The following is a 21,403-nucleotide window of genomic DNA, read 5'->3' as shown; positions in this document are numbered from 1 at the left end:
GCATACCGCTATCCGGAAAAACCGGCTGGCTTGTTGGAGCGGGTTTGCTCTGCTACTGTTGATGGTAAAGCGTTGAACACGCGAGGAGACTATATGCCAGGCAGAATTGATTTTACGATGGGTTTTAATGCCGGAAAAACGGCCAAGGCCGGCGGCGGCAGTGGCTACCGAGTTTATGCTTTCGGCAATTTTTCCGGTGCCGCCGTGCCTTGGGAGCAAAGCAAAATCCGCAAAATCGATGTCGATAACTTTGAGCAAGTGCAGGCGCAAGTCACACCCACACTGGAAGTCAGCTCGGGTATCACGCTGCAATTTCCGGCGTTGGAGGATTTTCATCCCGACGCCTGGATAAGAAAAATCAAACTGCTGGCCGATTTGCGGACTTTAAAATCCGAACTGGGCAATCCCAATACTGCCGCGCAGGCAGCGGCGAAAATTCAGGCCTTTTTTCCTGGAGTAGCCGCCAGCCAGGCAGCAGCGCCTGTGGCGGAAACGGAAAGCCAGGACGATATGTTGGAACGTCTGCTGGGGAAAAAACCGGAAGGCGCGGTTGCTGCCGACGATTCTTTGGCTAGTTTGTTGAAGCAGATTGTGGAGCCGCATGTCGCCAAAGACGCCAACCCGCAGCATCGGGCGTTAATCGATGTGATCGACGCCGCCACCGCGCAGTTTGTGAAAGCCTTGTTGCATCGGCAGGATTTTCAAGCGTTGGAAGCTTTGTGGCGGGCGACGTATGAATTGGCGCATGAAGAAGCCGCCGACGCGCAACAGCTCTATTTGCTGGATATTAGCCAAGCCCAGTTGCTGGTGGAGTTGGAAAAGGGCGGCGAGAGCGTGGTCCAGCGTTTGCAACAACATATTCAAACCGGTGACGGCGAGCAGGATGTGTTGTTCGTTGCCGATTATCTGTTTGCCGATAACTCTGACGATAAGGCCTTGCTCGGGTATTGTGCGGATTTAGCCGCCCAATGCGGGGCGGGTTTTCTGGCGGGTGCGGGGAACGGTTTGGTGGTTGAGGCATTGCAGAATGCGCCGGATTGGTTGGCATATCGCCAGCAGATCCAAGCCGACAGCGTGATCTTGACCTATCCGCGCGTGCTGATGCGTTTGCCTTATGGCAGCAAACGCGATCCACTGGACACGTTTGCCTTTGAAGAGTGCGCCGAGATTCCTCAGACCGACGAGCTGTTGTGGGGCAATCCTGCCTTTTTAGCGGCCAGAGTATTGTTGCGAGCTGCTCAGGATGACGCCACTGCGGAGCAGTTCTTTTTTGCCGATGTACCGGCGTTTAGCTACGAGTTGGACGGCGAGCAGATATTGCAGCCGGCTACCCAAGTGGTGTTGAACGAAGCGCAGGCGAATAATCTGTTGGCGCAAAACATCATGCCGGTCATCGGCTATCGGCAGCGCCAAGGCCTGCGCTTGTTGGGTTTAGACACCTTGAGTTGATGGGGCCGGACTTAGCTGCGCCTGCATTTTTTCCCGGTCCAGTTCGCCTTCGGAGTGCGACACCACTATCGTCGCTACCGCATTGCCGACGATGTTGGTCAAGGCGCGCGCTTCCGACATAAAGCGGTCTATGCCCAGGATCAGCGAAAGCGCCGCGACCGGTACCGCCGGCACTACCGCCAAGGTTGCCGCCAACGTGATAAAGCCGGCGCCGGTGACGCCCGAAGCACCTTTGCTGGTCAGCATCGCTACCAATAGTAAGGTCAATTGCTGCGTCAGGCTTAAATCGACGTTCAAGGCCTGGGCGACAAACAGCGCGGCCATGGTCAGATAAATATTGGTGCCGTCCAGATTGAACGAATAGCCGGACGGTATCACCAAACCCACTACCGAACGCGAGCAGCCCAGTTTTTCCAGCTTATTCATCAACGGCACCAGCGCCGATTCCGACGACGAGGTACCCAACACCAGTAACATTTCTTCCTTGATATAGCGCAGCAGGCGGAAAATATTGAAGCCGGTTAACGCAGCGATACTGCCCAGGATCAACACGATGAACAAGCCGCAGGTCAGATAAAAACTACCCATCAATGCCGCCAGCGGTTTCAATGCGGCCACGCCGTATTTACCGATGGTAAACGCCATCGCCGCGCCGGCTCCGAACGGCGCCAGCTTCATGATGACATTCATCATCGCGAAAAAGATGTGCGAGCATTCCTCGATAAACACATATACCGATCTGCCGGCGCTACCCATTTGTTGCAAGGCAAAACCAAACAACACCGCCACCAATAACACTTGCAGCAAATCGCCGGAGCCGGTGAAGGCGTCGGTAAAGGTTTTGGGGATGATGTGCAGCAAAAAGTCGGCGGTGCTTTGCTGGCTGGCGTGTTTCACATAACCGGAGACGGCTTGAGTGTCCAGCGTGGCCGGATCGACATTAAAGCCTTGGCCGGGCTTTAGCACGTTGGCGACCAACACGCCCAGCGCCAGTGCGAAGGTCGAGACAATTTCAAAATACAGCAAGGCTTTGACGCCAACCCGCCCGGCTTTTTTCATATCGTCGGCGCCGGCGATGCCCAGCACGATAGTGCAAAACACCACCGGGCCGATCAGCATTTTGATCAGGTTGATGAATCCGTCGCCTATGGGTTTGAGCGTCACGGCATGTTCAGCGTCCAGATAACCGAACAGGCCGCCGGCAACGATAGCCATTAGAACCCATAGATAAAGCCGGGCGGAGGGGCTGCCTGCTTGTGACAATAGTGGTTTGCTGAGGTTTTCCGAGTTCATGGTTTAGCGCGTGGCTCTAAGGATGTAGCGCGGGTGTTGAGTGCACTATCGGTTAAAAGCTGCGCACAAGGCAAGGATAAGTTACGAGGCCAACAGCCCGTCTTACGATAGCAGCGAACCGCTCGCCGCTAACTTAAACCACAAGGCTATGGTGGGCTCAAATAGCGTAGGGGCTAGCGGATTTTTTCGACTTGGACAAAGTAGCTGTTAGCGCCTTCCGGTTATTTTTCTTCCTTCTTGTCAAACACGCCGCTGAAACTAAAGCCAATGTCGATTTTGCCGATTTCCTCAATCACTTTCTGGCTCAACTCAGCCACCGGCTTATCGGAAAACACCGCATAGCGCATCAGGTTTTCCGTGTAGGTTTGCTTGTCTTTGTATTGGCTGTAAAACGCAAACATCAACGCCGCGACGCCGGTCACCGTGGTTTGCACGATCGCGGACTTATACCATTCGCGCTCGCCCAGCCGGTCTTTCAACAGCACCCCTAGCGATGGCCACAAAAACACCGCCACCGCCGAAATCAGCGACAGCCAGAAAAACACTTTGTTTAAAATCGCATAACTTCTGGCTTTAACGTACAAATCGTAAATCAACACCAGCTTGCGTTCTTCGTCTACAGTTGTAGGCTTTGCCGTGCCCGTTGAATCCGTCTTACAGACGGCGGTTTTGGCGTAATCCATCAACAATTTCGCGCTGGTTTGATTGGGGTTGAGGATGCCCACCACATCTTTCTCGCAGGATTCCGATGCGCAGCCGCTCAGCGCAAGCAGTGCCATGATGATTAATAGAAATTGGCGCATGGTTTTGCTCCGTGTCGGTTTATTGGGCAATTGTGACATAAGAGGTGTGATGGATTGTCCGTAAAATTACCTCCGACGAGGTTGGGTAAAGCATTTTCCGGAAGCCTTGTTCTGCGGAGGGGCGGAGCTTATGACGATCAAACAAAAACCGATCCAAATTCAACAATTGCTCTGGTTTTGCCAATGTCCGCAAATTGATGATACGCCAAGGTTGGGTTTGCAGAAGTAGGCTGGGTTGAATGATAATGAAACCCAGCTTTACAGCTGAGAAGTTTTCTAAACCAAAGAGCAGTTTGAATGTAAAGGAACTTCATTATTTCAAGCCATTGCTGGGTTTCGCGTTGCTCTACCCAGCCTACAGTATTAGCCGCAAAATTCTCCTAAAGCATAAAAATATGCAAGTTTTGATTAATGCCAACGGTTGTGATCAGCAAACATTGGCTATAAGTGACTGCCTTCGGGATCCGTTTAATGAAATTAGTAAATATCTTTCCCAAGAATATGGTGGTGACATTGAACATCTTTGGATCGACTTCGAGCTAATTGCCTGTCATGCAGACCTTCGACCGCCGTATCCTTTCAGGTATCAAAAGAGGGTTTCTGGATATTCAAAACTCACGGGTTTTGACTTGCCTGACAGTTTCAACGTTGGGCACTATAGCGTCCGCCCTGATTTTGTTGTTTTACTTGAAGTACCGGATGTGGTTACCTACGCATTACAAGTTATCTTTGAGTCGACAGCCATATTAAATGTCAAGCAAAAGAAACTTGGCGGATTTAATGTGCAAAAATTTAGAATAGATTTTTTTGATAGGTGTAAGGCGCTTGGCTATAACTTGAATGACAAAACCTTTGGAGTTGGTTGAACCCTCCTCGCTTTGGTTCGAATTGGCTATGCAATGGTTTGGCGTTATGCTTTACAAACTTGCTTGGCCGGCTTCGGACTTAAAGAGGTTTGAAAAATTACAAGCTAACTAAATCTTTGGAATTCGTCATGTTAAACATCGAAATCGATAAGCCTGAGCTGGAAGCCAGCTTGCAGCAGTTGTTTGGCAATAATCAGCAGTCCATTGCCAGTGCCTTCGCCGAGTTTGGGCAGCAGCGCAAGATCAAGCAGGACATCGGTGTGTCGATTACTCAATTGGCTGCCGGCGAGGGCCTGTCGTTGCAACAGGTGATGAAGGACATTCGCCGGAAATATGAGTGAGTACCGCATTGTCTTTTCGCCGCGCGCCGGACAGCGCTTGGCGGAAATAGCTCGGTAGTGTACGCACCGCGTACCTTCGGGCTTTTGCCACCATGATGGCTCCAATGGTACGCGGTGCGTACCCTATATATGGCTCAGTTTCCGGAGTCGGGTACGCCGATGCCGGAGTTTGGCGAAAACATTCGCGGGGTGGTCTATCAACAATACAGCTTTGTTTACCGTTTAAACGGCGATGCCATCGAGATATTAACCGTGTACCGCGAAAATCAACCATGAACGCGGAATTGATTTTTCGAAACGGCCGAGAGTTTGATTTAAGTTAGTTTTGCCGACAGGTACCGGGGCAATCCAGCTAACCAATTTCGGCAAGATCCGCGACAAAAATCCTATCGACTTTCCCAAGGTCACCCCATGCAAACACCCTCAAACAAACTCTATTGCACCGCCCAAATCCGCGAAGCCGAGCGATACGCGATCGACGAGTTGGGAATTCCTGGCCGGGAATTGATGCGGCGGGCCGGATATGCGCTGTTCGAGCAGATAAGACGGTGCTGGCCGGAACAACAAGCAGTCACGGTGTTTTGCGGCGGCGGTAATAACGGCGGCGATGGTTATGAAGTGGCGACGCTGGCCTTGCAGGCTAATTATCAGGTAACCGTTTATGCCTTGACCGATCCGCATGGGTTGCCGGGCGATGCGCTTGCTGCGTATCAAGATTTTTTAAAGGCCGGTGGCAGTGTCAGCGGTTTCGAAGCCGGGCAATCCAAGTTGCAAGGGGTGATCGTCGATGCCTTGTTCGGAATTGGTTTGAGTCGGGAAGTCGGGCAAGATTTCGCGTTAGCCATCTCGGCGATTAATGCTGCATATGGCCCGGTGCTTGCCGTGGATGTGCCGTCCGGCTTACACGCCTACACCGGCTCGGTATTGGGCTGCGCGGTCAAGGCAGATGTGACGGTGACTTTTATCGGTTTGAAGTGCGGCTTGTTTACCGGCGAAGCGTCGGAGTATTGCGGTGAGATTATTTGCAACACCTTGGATATCGACGCCGCAGTGTTGGCGGCAATGCCGCCGTTCGCCGAATTGTTGGATAAGTTAGCGTTGCCGCGTCGTCCACGGACGGCGCATAAAGGCGATTTTGGTCACGTGTTGTTGATCGGCGGTAATCTGGGTTATACCGGGGCGATTCGTTTGGCCGGCGAGGCGGCCTTGCGTTCCGGGGCCGGTCTGGTTAGTATCGCCACCCGCGCCGCGCATAGCGGGCTGATCAATATTGGCCGGCCGGAGTTAATGTGCCACGGCCTGGAATGCGGCGAAGCGCTACATGCCTTGTTGGAGAAGGCCAGCGTCATCGTCATCGGGCCTGGTCTGGGGCAGGACGATTGGGCCAGGGAGATGTTCGGCGCGGCGCTGGCCATTGACAAGCAGTGCGTGATCGATGCCGACGCCTTGAATCTGTTGTCCTTGCAACCCAAGCGGCGCGCGAATTGGATATTAACGCCACACCCCGGCGAAGCCGCGCGCTTGCTGGGCTGTAGCGCCGGGCAAATCTCCGCTGACCGCTTTGCCGCGTTGACGGATTTGCACAGTCAGTACGGCGGCACCTGTCTATTAAAAGGCGCCGGTACCTTGATTACCGGCGGCGAAACGATCTATGTCGGCACCACCGGCAACCCCGGCATGGCTAGCGGCGGCATGGGTGACGTGTTGTCGGGCTTGATTGGCAGTTTGCTGGCGCAGGGGTTGAGTCTGGAAGATGCCACCCGGCTTGGCGTCTATGTGCATGGCGAAGCAGCGGATAGCTTGGCTGCGGAATTTGGCGAGCGCGGCTTGCTGGCCGGCGATTTGCCGGAGCGAATCAGGAAGTTATTGAATTAATGAACATCACACTGGAAACCCCCGAAGATACCGAAGCGCTGGGCGCCGCGCTCTGGCAAGCCCTGCCGGCAAAATGTCTGCTGTTTTTGTACGGCGATTTGGGTGCCGGCAAGACGACGCTGGTGCGCGGCTTGTTGCGTGCCGCCGGCCATCAAGGCGCGGTGAAAAGCCCTACTTACACCTTGGTCGAGGAATACGAAGTCGATGGCCGGCGCTTGTTTCATTTTGATTTGTATCGACTGAAGGATCCGGAAGAACTGGAATGGATGGGCATGGACGATTATCTCAACCAAAACGCATTGTGCTGCATCGAATGGCCGCAAATGGGCGCGGGATTTTTGCCTACGGCCGATCTGGAAGTAAGGTTGAATTATTTTCAACAGCAACGTACCGCTGAAATCAATGTGTTAGCAAAAAATCGGCTTGGCGATATAAAACTAAACTGGAAAAACAATAACCTACTGCTATAATTTCAACGAAGTTGTCACTAGTGGAAATGTGGGGTATGCAGCAGATGTCTAAAACTTTCTGGATATGGGGATTGTTATTACCCACGTTTTCGGTGCTCGCGGCTCAGACTGAACTGGGTCCTATCAGTTATTCATCCACCAATCAACTGTTGGTCAATTTACCGAGCACGGTCAAGCATCATGCCTTTGTGTTGAAAAGTCCCAATCGTCTGGTTATGGATTTTAGCGATGCCAAAATGGCGCAGGATTTGATTCAACCGGTTGCGGATCATCCGTTGTTTGGTTTTGCCCGCAGTGCAATGCGTAACAACAAAGATTTGCGTATCGTCGTCGAATTGAAATCTGATGCGGACGCCAAAGTCGCGATGGTTGGTAAGAATTTGCAAATCGATTTGGCGGCAAAAGAGCAGCCAGTGACGCCGCCTTTAGCGGCTAAGCCAGCTGAAAGAGCGTTCACTCCAGTCACGGCGGTTAAAACAGAAAAACCGACAGCCACATCAGAGGCCGCTGTTGCCGAAAAAGCCGATAAATCTACCAAGAAATCCGAGGCCACTGCCAAGCCTGTCGCGGTTAAATCAGTCGCCAAAGCCAAAGGCCGTCACATCATTGTGGCCATCGACGCTGGTCACGGCGGTAAAGATATTGGTGCGCAGGGCGCGAACGGCACACAGGAAAAAGACGTGGTGTTTGCGATTGCCAAGAGCCTGCAAGGCATGGTCAACAGTCAGCCGGGCATGAAAGCGGTGATGATTCGCGATGGTGACTATTTTGTGAAATTAAACGAACGCCGCCGCATTGCCCGCGCGGCCAAGGCCGATTTGTTTGTGTCGATTCATGCCGACGCGTTTAGCGATAGCCAGGCGCATGGTGCGTCGGTTTATACGTTGGCCAATAAGGGCGCGTCCAGTGCTGGCGCCACGTGGTTGGCTAATAGTGAAAACGCGGTGGATGGCGGTGCCGCTGAGGACCGCGATGACACCTTGACCTCGGTGTTGATGGATTTATCCAACAAAGCGGCGAAAGAAGCCAGTCAGAATGTCGGCAACAAGGTGTTAAAAAGTGTTAAAAATGTCGGCCATTTACACAGAAGCGCGGTACAAAAAGCCGGGTTTGTGGTGTTAAAGTCGGCGGAAATTCCGTCGATTCTGGTGGAAACTGCTTTCATTTCCAATCCGGAAGAAGAGCGCCGTTTAAACACCAAGGCTTATCAAAACAAGATGGCATCAGCCGTATTTAGCGGCATTGTCGGCCACTTTAAACAATATGCGCCGGCCGATACGATGATGGCGCAGTTGAATCGTTCCGGCAAATCTAAAGCCGTGCAATTGGCGGCAGTGGATCTGGATGACAAAGAACCGGTGGCTAAAGCGAAGCCAGAGCAAAAACCGGTGTTGGCTGCTAGAGAGCCGGATGCCGCTCCAGCCACAATCGCGAGTAATAGTGCCGGTACGCATCATGTGATTAATCGCGGCGAAACCCTGTCCGGCATTGCCCAGCAATACGGCATAAGCATGCGGGCCTTGCGGATGGCCAATGCGATGAATGACGGTAATGTGCGCGTTGGTCAGGTGTTGCAGATTCCACATGACAGCTGATTAAACTATCTTAAAGCGGGGCGAATCATTTCGCCCCGTTTCATTTCCATCCGCTAAAATACGCGCTTTTGTTTGAGCGCGGCCAATGCGGATTCATGCTTTACCTACCCAATTAGTCAATCAAATCGCCGCCGGCGAGGTGGTCGAGCGGCCGGCGTCCGTGGTCAAGGAACTGGTCGAAAATTGTTTCGATGCTGGAGCCACCCAGATACAAATTGATGTGGAGCATGGCGGCACCCGGCAAATCCGAATCCGCGATAACGGTTGCGGCATCGTCAAAGACGATTTGGCGTTGGCTTTATCCCGGCATGCCACCAGCAAGATTGCCTCGTTGGATGATTTGGAGCATGTGATCAGCATGGGCTTTCGCGGCGAAGCCTTGCCCAGCATCAGTTCGGTGGCGCGATTGACTTTGATCTCCCGTAGTGCCGATGCCGAATGCGCTTGGCAAGTCAGCGCCGACGGCACCGAGCAAAATTTCGATCCGCAACCCGATCCGCATCCGCCTGGTACCACGGTGGATGTCCGCGACCTGTTCTACAACACCCCGGCGCGGCGTAAATTTTTAAAAGCCGAGAAGACCGAGTTTTCTCACATCGAAAACCTCATTCAAAGATTGGCCTTGGCGCGTTTTGATGTGGGTTTTCTGTTGAATCACAATCAACGCGAAGTGCTGAATCTCAAACCCGCGGCGACGCAGGCTGCCCAGGAAAAACGTATCGCCGCGATTTGCGGCTCGGCCTTTGTCGAGAATTGCGTGACGATCGATTTTGCCGCATCCGGTTTGCATTTACACGGTTGGGTCGGCTTACCGACCTTTTCCCGCAGCCAGCAGGATATGCAGTTTTTCTACGTCAACGGTCGCTTGATCAAAGATCGCTTGGTGGCCCATGCGGTGAAGCAGGCCTATCAGGATGTGCTTTACCACGGCCGGCATCCGGTGTTTGTGTTGTACCTGGAGCTCGACCCCGCGCTGGTTGACGTCAACGCGCATCCGACCAAATTGGAAGTACGTTTTCGGGAAGGACGGATGGTGCATGATTTTCTGTTTCAGGCCTTGCATCGCAGTTTGGCCGATCAACGGCCCGGCGCGGCTGTGGTGGCGCAGCAAATCGAAACTGTAGGCGAAGTTTCGGCGGCGCAAACGCCACTGCGGACGCCCTTGAATCAACAAACCTCTTTACCGCTGACGATGCCGGAGTCGGGTGTGGATAGCATGCCGCGACGATCTTCACCTGAAGCATTCGGCGCTTATCGCTACCCGTCCGAACGAGCCAATATGTCGGATGTGGCCGAGCAAATTAAAGTCTACGGCAAGCTGTATCCGCAGACCGAGCACGTCAGCTCAACCCAGCCGGTCGGCGAGTCGGCGATACCGCCGCTGGGTTTTGCCTTGGCGCACATCCACAATATTTACATTCTGGCGGAAACGGCCAACGGCATTATTTTGGTGGATGCCCACGCCGCCCATGAGCGGGTGACGTATGAACGGCTGAAACAGCATTACCACCAGCGAGCGATAGTCTCCCAGCCCTTACTGTTGCCGATCAAGTTGCAAGTTACCGCCGCCGAGGCCGATCTGGCGGAGCAAGAGCACGAGTTTTTTATGAATCTGGGTTTTGAAATCAACCGTTCCGGCCCGGAAACGGTGGTGCTCAGAGCCACGCCGGCTCTGCTGGCAAAAGCCGATGTCGATCAGTTGGTGCGCGACATTCTGGCCGATCTGGCCACTCACGGCGTCAGCCATAAAGCCCAGGAAAGTATCAATGCGATTTTGGCGACCATGGCTTGTCACAGTTCGGTGCGGGCCAAGCGCAAACTCAGCATCGAAGAAATGAACGCTTTGCTGCGCGACATGGAGCAAACCGAGCGCATCGGCCAGTGTAACCACGGCCGACCGACCTGGGTGGCGCTAAGCCATCAGGATTTGGACCGGTTTTTCATGCGTGGGCAATAAATGAGCGAGTTGCAAAAACCGTTGGCAATCCTGTTGATGGGGCCGACTGCATCCGGCAAAACCGCGCTGGGCGCGGCGCTGGCGCACGCCTTGGACACCGAAATCATTAGCGTCGATTCGGCCTTGGTTTATAAAAGCATGGACATAGGCACCGCCAAACCGACCCTGGCCGAGCGCGGTGGCGTGCCGCATCATTTAATCGACATTCTCGATCCCCGTGAGAGTTTTTCCACCGGCCAGTTCCGTGACCGCGCATTGGCGTTGATGACTGATATTACTGAACGTGGCAAGTTGCCGATTTTGGTGGGAGGGACGATGTTGTACTTCAGCGCCTTGACCCAAGGTTTGGCGCAATTGCCGGCCGCTGATCCGGAAATTCGTCAGCGATTGGACGAGGAATTGCAAACCTTGGGAAAGGACGCCTTACATGCCCGTCTGGCGCAAGTCGACCCGCAAGCCGCGGCGCGGATCCATGTCAACGACCCACAACGTATTCAAAGGGCGCTGGAGGTCTTTGAAATCAGCGGCCGGCCGTTATCCAGTTTCTTCGACGCCGACCAGCATGTCGAGCAGCCGTATCGGTTTATCAAATTGATTATTGCGCCTGAGCAGCGTAGTACCTTGCACGACAAGATAGCCGAGCGCTTCGATCTGATGTTGAAACAAGGTTTTCTCGACGAAGTGCAGGCTTTATGGCAACGCGGCGATCTGGACGAGAGCATGCCATCGATACGCTGCGTCGGGTATCGGCAGGCTTGGTCCTATCTAAGCGGCGAATACGACCTGGCAACCATGCGGGACAAAGCCATTATCGCGACTCGTCAGTTGGCCAAACGCCAATTTACCTGGCTACGCAAGGAGCAGGATGCCCATCATTTAATTACCGGTTCTAAAGACCTAGTCGGCCAAGCCCTGGCCTATTGCCGTGCCTATGAATAAAGCCGAACAACGCCAAACCGCCTACGCAGCGCGTCATGCGCAGGCTGATAAGGATGCGATCAGCGCCGACATTTGCCGGCGTGTCGTCGAGCAAGCCTGGTATCAAGCCGCCAAGACAGTGATGTGGTATTTGCATTGCCGTTCAGAGGTGCGGACGCTGCCTACCGTAGCCGCAGAACTAAATTCGGGTAAGCGCATTGTTGTGCCTTATTGTACGGTCGATACTACGGGCCATAAGCAACTGGGTTTGTGGCAGTTGGAATCACTCGACGAATTGCAAGCGGGCATGTGGAATATTCTCGAACCGCCGCGCGCACGTTGGCTGGAGCCGGCAAAACAAGTGCGTGTCGATGAACTGGATGTCGTCATCGTGCCCGGTGTGGCTTTTGACAAGCAAGGCGGGCGCTTGGGCAACGGCGCCGGTTATTACGACAGGCTACTGCAAAAAGTGCGGCCCAACGCGGTGTTAGCGGCGATTTGTTATAAAGCCCAACTTTTGCCGCAGGTGGCGATGGATACACACGATGTGTTCATGGACTATGTGCTTACCGAGCGCGCGATTTATTCGGGCAACAGGCATGTTCGACGATGAATTGGCTCGAGTTAAAGCAACAAATTCCCACCAGCCCCGCCTTGGTGTTGGACGAAGCGCAAATTCTTGCCAATCTAAAACGGCTGCAAGCGCTGAAGCAGGCAAGCGGCTGCAAGATTTTGTATTCGATGAAGGCCTTGCCTCTGGCGGCATTGCTGACGTTGATAAAAGATCAAGTCGACGGCTTTTCGGTCAGTTCCTTGTTCGAGGCACGCTTGGCGAGCGAAGTGTTGGCAGAGGCGGACGGTAGCATCCATTTGACCACGCCGGGCTTGCGCCCCGACGAGTTCGCAGAGTTGAGCCGGCTTTGTAGTCATATCAGTTTCAATTCCTTGCCGCAGCATCAGCGGCTAAAGGCGTCTGTCAGCGATTATTCGCAAGGTTTGCGAGTTAATCCCAAGCTGTCTTTTGCCGATGATCAACGCTATGACCCTTGCCGGCCGCATTCCAAACTGGGGGTCGATATCGAACTGCTACGGGATGGTTTGCCGGCCAATGTGGAAGGACTACATTTTCACACGGTGTTTGCCTGCCGGGACTTTAGACCCTTGCAACAGACGCTGGAAAAGCTGCGGCCTATTCTAAAACGCAACCGGCTTAAATGGCTGAATGTGGGCGGCGGCTATTTGTATCACGCCATCGCCGAACAGCAGGATCTTGCCGAATTGATCCGGGATGTACGAGCCGAATTTGGCGTCGATGTGTATGTGGAGCCGGGTAAGGGGCTGGTCGGTAATGCCGGTTATTTGTTGACCACCGTGCTGGATCGGTTTGTCAGTGACGGCAAGCAGGTGTTGATCTTGGACACCTCGGTGAATCACCACCCGGAAGTGTTCGAATATCAGATCAAACCGCGTTTGCTGGAAGAAGCCGGTGGCGGTGAACAGTCGGCAATTTTGGCCGGCTCGACCTGTCTGGCCGGCGATGTGTTCGGCGAATATCGGTTTAGGCGGATTCCGGAGGTTGGCGAGCGTTTAGTATTTGCCGATGTGGGGGCGTATTCGCTGATCAAGGCTAACCGGTTTAACGGTTATCAGCTGCCGGATGTTTACAGCGTCAATCCGGCCCGCTGGCTGCTGCAAAAGCGTGATAGTTATGCCGATTATCGCCGGCAATGGGCGAATAGCGGCGACTAGCGTTTAGTAGCGGGTTTTACGTTTAAGGGTGGGCGTGCGGCGGCGCTTGCTCTTGGTCCAGGCCGCTCATTAATGCTTCCATCTTCTGAATACTGGCATCGCAGCCTTCGATGCTGGCTTGTACCTTGGCTTTAAAGCGTAAGCCCATGTGTTCGCCATCGCTTTCCCGTTCCGCATATTCGTTCAACAGCTGACAGGCATCGTGCATAGTTTGTTCGGCATTTTCGAAGGCCTCGTTATCCGGCAATTGTTCGGCTTCACTGAGCATCATCAGTCGGCTTAATACTGTGCTCTGGTGGCGGAATACCGATTCGGCGTAGTCGGCAAAGCTGTCGTGCTGGCTATTGGCCGGCACGCTGGCGCAACCGATTGCGCCGCCTACCATCAGTGTAAACAGAGTCAGAAACTTCAAACGCGGTAAAACGATCGGCATCGTGTTTAAGCCTTTTGCGCAGTAAAAATGCAATATTCGGTGAGTTTTTCGGTAAACAACTGATGTTGGGCCAGGCCGACCAAATAGTTGGCGGTTTGTGCCTTGGAACGCAGCCCCAGCCATTGACTGATGGTTTGTACCGGTTTTAAGCGCTTGGCGACTTTGTACATATGTTCGACGGAGGCCTGGGTTTGTGTGGTGATGTCGTGGCAAATAATCGTTTGAAAATCTTGCTGTTCCAACAAGCCGGTAAATTCGTCGCGCGCGCACAGATTCGGCACGGCCCAGCCGTTCAAGCAGGTCACCACTGCCTGCCACTGCTGTTGGTTAAATTGCCGCTGCAACACAAAGCCGTCGCAAACCACAATCCGACCGCCTGGACGCAACACCCGCCAGGCTTCGCGCAAAAAGTCGCCTTTTTTAAGCGCATGGCAAGAGCTTTCCAAAGCCCAAACCACATCAAACGAGGCGTCGGGGAAGGGCGTGGCGCAAAAATCCGCGACTTCGAAATTGACTAATTCTGCAACGCCGTGGCGCTGGGCGTACTGACGGGCATAGTTGGCTTGCTTGGCGCTGATGGTGATGCCGGTTACCCGATTGCCGTGCTGTTTCGCCATCCAGATCGTACTGCCGCCGATGCCGCAGCCGGCGTCCAGGACTTTGTCGCTGGCCTGAATCCCGGCCTTTTCATAGAGCACCTGATTTTTGTTCAGCAAGGCTTGATGCTGATCGTAAGGCTTGGCCTCGTCCCAATAGCCGTAATGCAAGGCCAGATTGTCGCGGTTGCACCAAGCCACCAGATAATCGTTGTAGCAGTCATCGTAGTGTTTGGCGGCGTCGGCGTGCAGTTCGGTGCTGGATAATTCGGCGTTATCGCGCAGGCTTTGGTCGCGGTAATCTTGATTGGGTTCTAGGTTGTACATCGTAGCGGGAATCGAGGAACGGGACGACTGAGCGTAAGGCAAGGTAAACGGCCGGATTAGTTGGGTTGCCGGCCATTATAATTCAGATCGGCGATTCGCTTCATGCTAGCCGACAGATTGTTGAGTTGCGGGTGATTGATTTCCAGCAGCACAAATATTTTTTTTATTGCTAAGTCTTTGATTTGCGCAGGTTCCATGCCAAAGCGGATCTTGAACAAGCGCCGCTGTTTACCGACCGGTAGCGACGCCAGAATTTCGCTTAAACGCTGATCGATCAATTGTCGAGCCAAGGCCAACTCCGGACTCATGTTTTCGTCTTTCGCTTGAAAACTGGGTTGAGCAGGCGCGGGAGCCGGCTGATTTGCCGTGGCTGCGCGCTGCCTCATCTCCTGCAAACGTGAACTTTTGCCCGGATTGATCAGCAAGGAATCCGCTGGACGGTTGGGTAATTTATCCATGATGTTTGTTGTGGTGCGAATGTGCGGGATCGTGAATCAAGTTGCAGATGACTACCGAAGCGCAGACGCCGCCGAATGCAGCCGGCAAATAGGAAATCGTGCCGTAAGCGGACTTTTTATAATTGCTGCCGTCGGTAAACATCAACGAATCTTTATTCACCACTTCTGGCGAAAACACTACCTTCACGCCCCGGCTGATGCCATGTTTGCGTAAACGCGTGCGAATGAATTGCGCAAACGGGCAGTTGTAGGTTTTGGAGATGTCCACGACCTTGAGATGGGTCGGGTCCATCTTGCCGCCGGCGCCCATGGAGCTGACGATTTTCATGTTGCGGGCCTTGGCGGCGCGTATCAGCGTGATTTTTGGTGTCAGGCTGTCGATCGCATCGACCACATAGTCGTAATGCTGACTTAATAGCTCGTCGGCAGTATCGGGCGTGATGAATTCGTGTTTGATAGTTAGTTTTAAGTCGGGGTTAATCGCCAGCAAGCGCTCACCCATGATGTCGGCTTTGGATTGGCCGTGGGTGGTGGCCAGCGCCGGCAACTGTCGGTTGCGATTGCTCGGGTCCACCACGTCGCCATCGACGATGGTCATTTCGCCGACTCCGGCCCGACAGATAAATTCGGCTGCAAACGAGCCCACGCCGCCCATGCCCACTACCAAGACATGGGATTGTTGGAGCTTGTCCAGTTTGGGCTTGCCGATCAGTAGTTCGGTGCGGGAAAGCCAGCTTAAATCAGTCATGCAGAAATACTCGTTTGAAATTGCTCAGGATTTGTTGGCGCAAGGTCGCGATGTCCAAACCCAGCATTTTAGCTGCAGCGGCGTATATTGCGTCAATGGATACGTTTGCAGTGTCGGTTTCCAGGAACAAGCGATCGGCTGGCGTGCGGCTGAGCGCTTTGCCGGCGTGGCAGCGGGGATCTAACAACGCGGCGCCAAAGGATAGATAAAACCCGTGTCTAGTTAATTGGTCCGCAAGTGCGGGTTTGCCGTTAAAGCCGTGAATGATCCAGGGTATCTTGGTGTTTAGTGTGGATTTTTTAATCTGGATCAGCTCGTTAAAGGCGCGCACGCAATGAATGATCAACGGTTTACCCAGTTGGTTGGCGAGCTTGATTTGGCTCATGAATGCGGGGATTTGCGTGGTCAATGGTGTGGCAATAGCTTTGTCCAGTCCGCATTCGCCAATTGCCAATAGGTGTGGATCCTGGCTTGCTGCGCTGATTTTCCATAAAGCTGTTTCGGCGTCTTCTTTATCGAGATGCCAGGGATGTAAACCCAAGCTGTAAAAACCGTTGTGTGTTGCCGTGACGTCGAAATCCTGGGTGGCGATGCTGATCATTTCAATGGCCTGATGGCTGCCGGTTTGGTGGCAATGGATGTCAATGTAGGTATCGGCCAAGCTCAGCGTGTCGTTAGCTGTTTCAATAATCACTGAATTACCACCTTATACTCGATAAAAATTAACACCCTTAAAAAACCGTTATCGCACGGTATAATGCTATTTTATTTCTTCAGCAGAAAAACAATGGCGCAATATATTTTCTCGATGAACCGGGTCGGCAAGATCGTACCGCCCAAAAAGTACATCCTTAAAGACATTTCTTTATCGTTTTTTCCGGGCGCCAAAATTGGTGTGCTCGGTTTAAACGGCTCCGGTAAATCGACGTTGCTGCGCATCATGGCTGGCATCGACAAGGAAATTGAAGGCGAAGCGATTCCGCTGAAAGGCACCAAGATCGGCTATCTGCCGCAAGAACCGCAACTGGATCCGAATAAAACCGTACGCGGCAATATCGAAGAAGCGGTTGCGGAAATCAAAGACGTGCTGGCCCGATTGGACGCAGTTTACGCCGCTTATGCGGATGCCGACGCCGATTTCGACGCGCTGGCCGCCGAACAGGCCAAGCTGGAAGACATTATCAATGCTTGTGACGGGCATAATCTGGATCGCACGCTGGAAGTGGCTGCCGATGCGTTGCGCCTGCCGGACTGGGATGCCGATGTCACCAAATTGTCCGGTGGTGAAAAGCGCCGGGTAGCGCTGTGCCGGTTGTTGCTGTCCAAGCCTGATATGTTGTTGCTGGACGAGCCCACCAACCATTTGGATGCCGAATCGGTGGCTTGGTTGGAGCGTTTCCTCCATGACTATCCGGGCACCGTCGTCGCGGTCACCCATGATAGGTATTTCCTCGATAACGTGGCTGGCTGGATTTTGGAGCTGGATAGAGGTATGGGGATTCCATGGGAAGGCAATTATTCCTCTTGGCTGGAACAAAAGGAAAAACGCCTGGAGTTGGAGGAGAAACAGGAGTCTTCTCGGCAGAAAGCCATGAAAGCCGAACTGGAGTGGGTGCGATCCAATCAAAAAGGCCGGCACGCCAAGAGCAAGGCGCGTCTGGCGCGCTTTGAAGAGTTGTCGTCGGTCGAAACGCAGAAACGTAACGAGACCCAGGAAATTTATATTCCACCCGGTCCACGTCTGGGCGATGTGGTGATCGACGTTGAGAACATCAGCAAGGGTTTTGGCGACAGGTTGTTGATCAATAACTTGAGTTTCAAGTTGCCGCCGGGCGGTATCGTCGGCATCATCGGCCCGAACGGTGCCGGTAAAACCACCTTGTTCCGGATGATGGCGGGATTTGAAAAACCGGATGCCGGCGACATCAAATTCGGTCAAACCGTGCAGATGGCCTATGTCGATCAGATGCGCGACGACATGGACAACAATAAAACGGTTTGGGAAGAAATCTCCGACGGTTTGGACATGATTACTGTCGGCAAATATGAAACGCCGTCGCGCGCATATATCGGCCGTTTCAACTTCAAGGGCGGGGATCAGCAAAAACGCATTGGCGAATTGTCCGGCGGCGAGCGGAATCGCGTGCATTTGGCCAAGTTGTTGAAAAGCGGCGGCAACGTGTTGCTGCTCGACGAACCGACCAACGATTTGGACGTGGAAACTTTGCGAGCCCTGGAAGAAGCCTTGTTGGCTTTCCCAGGTTGCGCGGTGGTCATTTCGCATGATCGCTGGTTTCTGGATCGTATCGCTACGCATATGCTGGCATTTGAAGGTGATAGCGAAGTCGTTTGGTTTGAAGGTAATTATGCCGACTACGAAGCCGATCGGCATCGTCGCTTGGGTACCGATGCGGATAACCCGCATCGCCTCAAATATAAAAAAATCGGCTAAGCTGAACTTAAGCAGCCGTTGTTATTTTCGCAACGGCTTTGCTAATAAAGATTCGATTGAACTTGAAATAGCGGCGAGCAGTCCCAAAGTCACTAACAGTTTTTTATTGATCCGCAGCCCGCGTGTTGAAATTGGTGGGTGTAGCGGGTAATGTATTAATAGCGCACCGAACAATAATAAGGAGAAATAGGATGTCGAAAGCACAAAACTTGCAGGACAACTTTTTGAATGCCCTCAGAAAAGAACACACTCCCGTGTCGATTTTTTTGGTTAACGGTATCAAACTGCAAGGCCGCGTCGATTCTTTCGACCAATACGTGGTGATGCTGAAAAACACTGTGAATCAAATGGTTTACAAGCATGCCATATCCACTATCGTTCCTGGCAAAAATGTCACGATGCACCGTGATCCCGACGTTAGCGATGAAAGCTAAGAGGTTATTTTTTGTTTGAACGTCCCGATGCGGGTGAACGAGCCATTCTCGTTCACCTCAATTTGCAAGCTGGCCAAGAAGACCTCGACGAGCTGAAAGAACTAACCAAATCCGCAGGCGCCCAACCCACTCATGTAGTCACCGGTAGCCGGTATCGGCCTGATCCCAAATATTTCGTTGGCACGGGTAAGGTTGAAGAAATCAGGTCGGCGATCATCGAACATGAAGCCAATATCGTTATCGTCAATCATCCGCTAACACCCAGCCAAGAACGCAATCTGGAGAAAGCGCTGGAAGTCAGGGTAGTGGATCGCAACGGTCTGATTCTGGATATTTTTGCGCAGCGGGCGCAAACCTTCGAAGGTAAATTACAGGTCGAACTCGCGCAGCTTAAACATTTGTCGACTCGATTGATTCGCGGCTGGACGCACTTGGAACGGCAGAAAGGCGGTATCGGTTTGCGTGGTCCTGGCGAAACCCAGTTGGAAACCGATAGACGATTGTTGGCGGTACGTATCAAGCAGATTCAACAGCGCCTGGGTAAGGTTGAAAAGCAGCGTCATCAAGGCCGAAGTAAGCGTAAAAAGGCTGAAATCCCCACCGTGTCTTTGGTGGGTTACACCAACGCCGGCAAGTCGACTCTGTTCAATACTCTAACCGGTGCCGGTATTTACGCCGCCGATCAACTATTTGCTACCTTGGATCCGACTTTGCGGCAATTGTCGTTGAGTAATGGCGGCGAAATCATTTTGGCGGATACCGTGGGCTTTATTCGGCATTTACCGCATGAATTGGTGGCGGCATTCAAATCTACGTTGCAGGAAGCCAGCGAGGCGGATTTGTTGTTGCATGTGATCGATGCGGCCGCCGAAGATCGCGAAGACACGATCTATCAGGTAAACCAAGTCTTGAGCGACATTGACGCCGCTAAAATCCCCCAGTTGATGGTGTTCAACAAAATCGATTTGCTGGAGGATGTGGCGCCGCATATTGATTACGATGCTGACGGTAAGCCTTTCAGCGTCTGGATTTCCGCGCAAAACGGGGTAGGCTGTGATTTGTTGCAACATGCGTTGTCCGAGTTATTCGCGAGTAGCAAGGTGATTCGAAAATGCTATTTGCCAGCCAGCCAAGCCGGATTAAAAGCAAAGTTATTCACTTTTGTGAAAATAATCGACGAGGTCAATAACGATAGCGGCGATTGCGAATTGACGATAGAAATCGATAAAAAGCATTTGGGCTTGTTGAGGGGGATTGACGTTCATGAGCAGGTTTAATCGGCCGTTCGCTGGAACAATCACCTAGTTATTTGCTCGGAAATGGTTAAGTTACGATAGAATGGCGACTTTTCGGATAGACAAGCCAGTGCTTCGATTCATCGAACAGGCGGTCATTACGAAATGCAGCTTTAGAGTTTTCAAATCCAATTTTTGGAGTGTTTGGTATGTCTTGGAATGAACCCGGCGGTGGTAAAAAAGACCCCTGGAGTGGTCGTAATGATAAGAATGATCCACCCGATTTGGACGAGGTAATTCGTTCTCTACAGGACAAACTGGGCGGTATTTTCGGTGGAGGCTCTAAGGGCGGCATCGGCAATGGCCCGTCAATGAAAGGTGTCGGTTTGCTGGCTGCCGGCGCAATCGTTCTATGGGGTTTGAGCGGGTTCTATACAGTCGACGAAGGTACGCGAGGGGTGGTTACTCGCTTTGGCGCCTACGTCAACACGACACAGCCGGGTCTGAACTGGCATATTCCGTCGCCTGTAGAGCAAGTGGCGGTCATCAATGTCGAGCAGCAACGCTTTATAGAAGTGGGTTACCGTTCCGGTGGCGGGCAGGGTATGGGTTCAGTGCCTAAGGAAGCGATGATGCTGACGAAAGACGAAAATATCGTCGACGTCCGTTTAGCAGTCCAATACCAAGTCAAGGATGCCAAGGACTATGCGTTTAACGTACTAGATCCCGCCTCAACGCTGAAACAAGTCACCGAAAGCGTCCAGCGTGGCGTGATCGGCCGCAGTGATATGGACTTTGTGCTGACCGAAGGCCGTAGCGACATTGTTTTGGCAGTTAAGTCAGAAATTCAAGCGGTCATGGATGCTTACAAAACCGGTATATTGATTACCAGTGTCAATTTGCAAGATGCCCAGCCGCCCGAACAAGTGCAAGGTTCTTTCGAAGATGCCATCAAGGCGCGGGAAGACAAGCAGCGCTTGATCAACGAAGCCGAGGCGTATTCCAATGACGTGGTGCCTAAAGCCCGCGGTGCGGCTTCACGTATCGTGCAGGAATCCGAGGGTTATAAAGAGAAAGTGATTGCCCGCGCAAACGGTGATGTCAGCCGCTTCTCGCAATTGCTGGCCGAATACAAAAAAGCACCGGCGGTAACCAAGCAGCGGATGTATATCGAAGCGATGGAATTGGTCCTGGGCCGTTCCAATAACGTGCTGGTGGATGTGAAAGGTGGTAATAACATTATGTATCTGCCGTTGGAGAAGTTGGCGAATAAGGCAGTTGAGGATGCAGCGCCGGCACCGGTAGTCAGCCACGAACCGGTTTCTTTAACGTCCCAACCTGTGAAAGAAATTAAAACCGATGTGCGCGCGTCAAGCCGTGAACGCGATGTGAGAGGACGCTAAG

The 21,403-nt window shown here is 52.8% G+C and carries 22 protein-coding genes; 15 read left to right on the top strand and 7 right to left on the bottom strand.

Translation table 11 applies throughout. The features are described 5' to 3' along the window. Positions 1–93 precede the first annotated feature (93 nt). Positions 94–1,449, top strand: a complete 1,356-nt coding sequence (locus tag EBB_RS12300) for a type VI secretion system contractile sheath domain-containing protein (RefSeq protein WP_192394130.1) — start codon at positions 94–96, stop codon at positions 1,447–1,449. Here EBB_RS12300 and dctA read toward each other — a convergent pair. Continuing rightward, on the bottom strand, positions 1,432–2,742 hold the full coding sequence (gene dctA, locus EBB_RS12295) for a C4-dicarboxylate transporter DctA (RefSeq protein ID WP_192394129.1): 1,311 nt from the start codon (positions 2,740–2,742) through the stop codon (positions 1,432–1,434). The genes EBB_RS12300 and dctA overlap by 18 nt on opposite strands. 221 nt (positions 2,743–2,963) lie before the next feature. After that, on the bottom strand, positions 2,964–3,545 hold the full coding sequence (locus EBB_RS12290) for a hypothetical protein (protein WP_192394128.1): 582 nt from the start codon (positions 3,543–3,545) through the stop codon (positions 2,964–2,966). 245 nt (positions 3,546–3,790) lie between these two features. Between EBB_RS12290 and EBB_RS12285 the strand changes: the two genes are divergently transcribed. The 10 genes from EBB_RS12285 to EBB_RS12240 all read left to right on the top strand — a co-directional run bounded on the left by EBB_RS12285 (position 3,791) and on the right by EBB_RS12240 (position 13,316). Next, positions 3,791–4,411, top strand: a complete 621-nt coding sequence (locus EBB_RS12285; RefSeq protein ID WP_192394127.1) for a hypothetical protein — start codon at positions 3,791–3,793, stop codon at positions 4,409–4,411. Positions 4,412–4,539: 128 nt separating this feature from the next. Continuing rightward, a complete protein-coding gene (locus tag EBB_RS12280; protein ID WP_192394126.1) occupies positions 4,540–4,752 on the top strand; it encodes a hypothetical protein in 213 nt (70 codons plus the stop codon). A 129-nt stretch (positions 4,753–4,881) separates the two neighbouring features. Beyond that, positions 4,882–5,028 carry a type II toxin-antitoxin system RelE/ParE family toxin gene (locus tag EBB_RS12275; protein WP_225587422.1) on the top strand — a complete coding sequence of 49 codons (147 nt, stop codon included), beginning with the start codon at positions 4,882–4,884 and terminating at the stop codon, positions 5,026–5,028. 135 nt (positions 5,029–5,163) lie between these two features. Continuing rightward, on the top strand, positions 5,164–6,627 hold the full coding sequence (locus tag EBB_RS12270; protein WP_192394124.1) for an NAD(P)H-hydrate dehydratase: 1,464 nt from the start codon (positions 5,164–5,166) through the stop codon (positions 6,625–6,627). After that, positions 6,627–7,097 carry a tRNA (adenosine(37)-N6)-threonylcarbamoyltransferase complex ATPase subunit type 1 TsaE gene (tsaE, locus tag EBB_RS12265; protein ID WP_192394123.1) on the top strand — a complete coding sequence of 157 codons (471 nt, stop codon included), beginning with the start codon at positions 6,627–6,629 and terminating at the stop codon, positions 7,095–7,097. The genes EBB_RS12270 and tsaE overlap by 1 nt, the downstream gene beginning before the upstream one ends. Before the next feature lie 44 nt (positions 7,098–7,141). Then, on the top strand, positions 7,142–8,692 hold the full coding sequence (locus EBB_RS12260; RefSeq protein WP_225587421.1) for an N-acetylmuramoyl-L-alanine amidase: 1,551 nt from the start codon (positions 7,142–7,144) through the stop codon (positions 8,690–8,692). 85 nt (positions 8,693–8,777) lie between these two features. After that, positions 8,778–10,649, top strand: coding sequence for a DNA mismatch repair endonuclease MutL (gene mutL / locus EBB_RS12255; protein WP_192394121.1), 1,872 nt, complete (start codon positions 8,778–8,780; stop codon positions 10,647–10,649). Beyond that, the gene (gene miaA / locus EBB_RS12250; protein ID WP_192394120.1) at positions 10,650–11,588 is read left to right on the top strand and encodes a tRNA (adenosine(37)-N6)-dimethylallyltransferase MiaA; all 939 of its coding nucleotides are present in this window, start codon (positions 10,650–10,652) and stop codon (positions 11,586–11,588) included. Next, a complete protein-coding gene (locus EBB_RS12245) occupies positions 11,581–12,180 on the top strand; it encodes a 5-formyltetrahydrofolate cyclo-ligase (protein ID WP_192394119.1) in 600 nt (199 codons plus the stop codon). The genes miaA and EBB_RS12245 overlap by 8 nt, the downstream gene beginning before the upstream one ends. Beyond that, complete coding sequence (locus tag EBB_RS12240; protein ID WP_192394118.1) at positions 12,177–13,316, top strand: type III PLP-dependent enzyme domain-containing protein; 1,140 nt, start codon at positions 12,177–12,179, stop codon at positions 13,314–13,316. The genes EBB_RS12245 and EBB_RS12240 overlap by 4 nt, the downstream gene beginning before the upstream one ends. Before the next feature lie 22 nt (positions 13,317–13,338). Here EBB_RS12240 and EBB_RS12235 read toward each other — a convergent pair whose 3' ends face one another. Genes EBB_RS12235 through EBB_RS12215 form a run of 5 tightly spaced genes read right to left on the bottom strand, consistent with a single transcriptional unit; the run spans position 13,339 to position 16,572 of the window. After that, entirely contained in the window at positions 13,339–13,749 is a 411-nt protein-coding gene (locus EBB_RS12235; protein WP_192394117.1) for a hypothetical protein, read from the bottom strand. Positions 13,750–13,754: 5 nt separating this feature from the next. Then, positions 13,755–14,672: an SAM-dependent methyltransferase gene (locus EBB_RS12230; RefSeq protein ID WP_192394116.1), complete on the bottom strand. Its 918-nt coding sequence runs from the start codon at positions 14,670–14,672 to the stop codon at positions 13,755–13,757. A gap of 56 nt (positions 14,673–14,728) precedes the next feature. Beyond that, positions 14,729–15,130, bottom strand: a complete 402-nt coding sequence (locus EBB_RS12225; RefSeq protein WP_192394115.1) for a polyadenylate binding domain-containing protein — start codon at positions 15,128–15,130, stop codon at positions 14,729–14,731. Next, complete coding sequence (locus tag EBB_RS12220; RefSeq protein WP_192394114.1) at positions 15,123–15,878, bottom strand: tRNA threonylcarbamoyladenosine dehydratase; 756 nt, start codon at positions 15,876–15,878, stop codon at positions 15,123–15,125. Before EBB_RS12220 ends, EBB_RS12225 begins: the two co-directional genes overlap by 8 nt. Beyond that, complete coding sequence (locus tag EBB_RS12215; protein WP_192394113.1) at positions 15,871–16,572, bottom strand: TatD family hydrolase; 702 nt, start codon at positions 16,570–16,572, stop codon at positions 15,871–15,873. Before EBB_RS12215 ends, EBB_RS12220 begins: the two co-directional genes overlap by 8 nt. Before the next feature lie 93 nt (positions 16,573–16,665). Between EBB_RS12215 and ettA the strand changes: the two genes are divergently transcribed. The 4 genes from ettA (at position 16,666) to hflK (ending at position 21,402) form a co-directional block, all read left to right on the top strand. Then, on the top strand, positions 16,666–18,330 hold the full coding sequence (gene ettA, locus EBB_RS12210; protein ID WP_192394112.1) for an energy-dependent translational throttle protein EttA: 1,665 nt from the start codon (positions 16,666–16,668) through the stop codon (positions 18,328–18,330). A 191-nt stretch (positions 18,331–18,521) separates the two neighbouring features. Then, positions 18,522–18,764, top strand: a complete 243-nt coding sequence (gene hfq, locus EBB_RS12205) for an RNA chaperone Hfq (RefSeq protein ID WP_020482487.1) — start codon at positions 18,522–18,524, stop codon at positions 18,762–18,764. An 11-nt stretch (positions 18,765–18,775) separates the two neighbouring features. Then, a complete protein-coding gene (gene hflX, locus EBB_RS12200) occupies positions 18,776–20,041 on the top strand; it encodes a ribosome rescue GTPase HflX (protein WP_192394111.1) in 1,266 nt (421 codons plus the stop codon). Between the two features lie 167 nt (positions 20,042–20,208). Beyond that, the gene (gene hflK, locus EBB_RS12195) at positions 20,209–21,402 is read left to right on the top strand and encodes an FtsH protease activity modulator HflK (RefSeq protein WP_192394110.1); all 1,194 of its coding nucleotides are present in this window, start codon (positions 20,209–20,211) and stop codon (positions 21,400–21,402) included. The last annotated feature ends 1 nt before the right edge of the window (position 21,403 follow it).

Origin of the sequence: Methylomonas fluvii, assembly GCF_014850975.1 — a bacterium.
GTDB lineage: Bacteria > Pseudomonadota > Gammaproteobacteria > Methylococcales > Methylomonadaceae > Methylomonas > Methylomonas fluvii.
Note: the sequence above shows the minus strand (reverse complement) of the source record. Positions and strands in the feature narration are given on the sequence as shown.